Genomic DNA, 2,637 nt, shown 5'->3' with positions numbered 1-2,637 from the left:
ATTTTTCAGGTGCTATTCTGGGATTTACCGTGACGATGTTTTCTTCAGTGGGAGCGTTCGTTGTATTCAGCATGCTGTTCTTCATCTTTATCATGAACTACAGAAGGAATCTGTATATTTTCATTACCACTGTTTTTGAAGCGAAACACGTTCAGAAGGTACATGAGATTACTTCTGAAATACAACGTATCATAAAGCAATACATCATCGGCTTATTTATCCAGATTATTATAGTCAGTATACTGTCTACCATTCTGCTCTCGGTACTTCATGTCAAATACGCGGGTCTGGTAGGTATTTTAGCCGGATTACTGAATGTAATTCCGTATATCGGGATTATTATTACCGGATTATTTGCAACCTTGATTTCGCTGGCTACAGGCAATGACAGTACGATATTTGTAATCATCGGATTCTTTGTGATTCATGCGATTGATGCCAACATCACATTGCCGCTTGTAGTGGGTTCGAAAGTAAAGATAAATGCCCTATTTACATTTCTGGGGTTATTAATTGGAGAAGCATTGTGGGGAATCTCGGGAATGTTTTTCAGTATTCCGTCTCTGGCCATTCTGAAAATCATCTTCGACAGAATAGACAGCCTCAAACCCTGGGGAGTTTTGCTGGGTGATTCGGGAAAAAGAAGACGGAAGAAATATAAGATAACCAAAAATATTATTCTGGAAGATAAAGAGTGAAATCGGTCTCTGCGATAGCATTATCTAAGCGATCGGTAAAAAGACAATCAGAAAGCCTATATTTCAGGTGTGAAATACAAAAAAAAGAAAGCACGAATCATTGGGAAGTCCTTTGTTTCGTGCTTTTTTAAGCTTTCACGAAAAATTGATTTTCGCAATCACCCGGTAATTTCGTCCCTAAATAGTTCTATAAAATTGGGTGCAGACATCTAGTCATGTCATTTATTATCAAAACGCTACACAGATGTGTATATACTTACAACCAATGATAAACATTTAGTGAAAAAGAAAGAGTTAGAATCTGTATCCGATATCCACTCCGGCATTCGGTTCCAGAGACATAAACTTATCGTTGACAGTCTCACTGAAGTTACGGCCGATATTGAAAAAAGGTTGTATCGTAAATGCATTACCTAACACCCATTTGTAGCCTCCGCCAATACCAAGAATAAAGGAATCCATATTCGTTTTTTCGGTTCCGGTAGATTTTTCTTCTTTGTAGTTCCCGAAACGTCCCTTCACAAACGGCGTAATACTAAATCCGGAACCACGATTGTTATCAGCATCGCCCAGATAGTAAGTATAATTCAGAGCAATACTGGTCGTATTAAATTTTTTCTTGCTGCTGAAAGGAGCATAATACGAAAAACGGTCATTAAAAACCATCTTAAGCCCCATAGACTGATGGTCGTCAAGATATCTTTCATACCCAACTTCAGCAGAGGAAATAGTGAGTGTATTGAAGATATTCAATTTCACTTCATTCGTCCGTTCTCTTTGAGATTTCGCTTGTATAGCGCAGACAGACAATAACACGATAAAAAAATACTTTTTCATACAATTTGATTTTTACTGTTAGGAGGTGTAGAACTCGCCTGATATTTAAAGCATTGCTATAGATAATAAAAAAAGTCAGGCTTCGTTCCATAAATTAAATATTTATAGGAAAATAAAATAGTTGATTTACATAAATAAAAAGCAGGAGAACTCAGAAATCAACAAAAGAAAATAATCTGCTATATTTCAAATAGATAGCCAATAAGTTTCGAATCTAACCGACCTTCCATTATTCTTATTTACGCACCCAGACATGTACGATGTTGCCGAAGACGAGTTTATGATAAACACCTTCGCTCTGGTGTGCCTTTTCGAAGAAATCTTTGTTCTTTGCATCGTATATTTCATCCGGATTAATCGTCTGAGTTTGTGCAAGCTCACATTCGATAATAAGTTTAGCCTCCTTGTAACTCATACGTCCGGAAGGCGTTACCAGAGGTGTCAAAGTCGTGGTTTTCATCTTGTCGGTGTTGCGCCCGGAGGATTTTCCAAAAGGAAGAAATGCGGGTTTAAACTGATCATCGAAATAACTCATCGTATACTCTTTGTCTTTCAGAATCATCTCCAGCGTATACCGAGTACCTCTCAGACAGCAAAAAGTAACCGCCTTACCACACAGCCGTCCCACTCCACCGTCACTGGCAACCATCGAATTGTATTTATCCTGAAATCCGGCTGTAATCACAGCATAATCTTTGGCAAACAAGGTGAACACACTTTCGGGAAGCTCATCGGGAGTAATTTCAACAAAGAGATCGGAGAATGACTTATCGTTAAGATGGGTGTAATCAATGGGTTGCTTTGCAGATATTGACTGAGAAAAAAGGGATGCAACCACGCACACAAACAGAGAGAGTGTAAAAATGATTTTCTTCATGTAGTTTATTTTTTGTATCAGCCGTAAAGATAAGAAAAGAGGATAAAAGAAAAAGCATATCCACTTAAATTTGTAACGAAGAACCTTACATATAGATACTCAAAAGAAATGCGAAGTCAGAGCTCCGCATTCTATACTGTTTTCGCTACGTTTTATCGTAAATCTACTATTTCGGCACGGGGATACTCTTTTTTCTCAAACACAAAGGTCTTATCGGAAAGATTT

The 2,637-nt window shown here is 37.8% G+C and carries 3 protein-coding genes; 1 reads left to right on the top strand and 2 read right to left on the bottom strand.

Annotated elements, in window-relative coordinates:
- On the top strand, positions 1-698 hold a 698-nt coding region (locus tag QM618_RS10110), incomplete at its 5' end, for an AI-2E family transporter (protein ID WP_428098164.1).
- A 294-nt stretch (positions 699-992) separates the two neighbouring features.
- On the opposite strand, the gene QM618_RS10105 is transcribed toward QM618_RS10110, so the two are convergent.
- Both QM618_RS10105 and QM618_RS10100 read right to left on the bottom strand, forming a co-directional pair.
- Positions 993-1,514 (bottom strand): DUF3575 domain-containing protein, encoded by a 522-nt coding sequence (locus QM618_RS10105; protein ID WP_428098161.1) that lies wholly within the window; start codon positions 1,512-1,514, stop codon positions 993-995.
- A 256-nt stretch (positions 1,515-1,770) separates the two neighbouring features.
- Positions 1,771-2,412, bottom strand: coding sequence for a flavin reductase (locus QM618_RS10100; RefSeq protein WP_428098159.1), 642 nt, complete (start codon positions 2,410-2,412; stop codon positions 1,771-1,773).
- Positions 2,413-2,637: the final 225 nt, after the last annotated feature.

Source organism: Demequina sp. (assembly GCF_049841215.1).
Taxonomy (GTDB): domain Bacteria; phylum Actinomycetota; class Actinomycetes; order Actinomycetales; family Demequinaceae; genus Demequina.
This window is presented reverse-complemented; position numbering and strand designations above follow the sequence as displayed.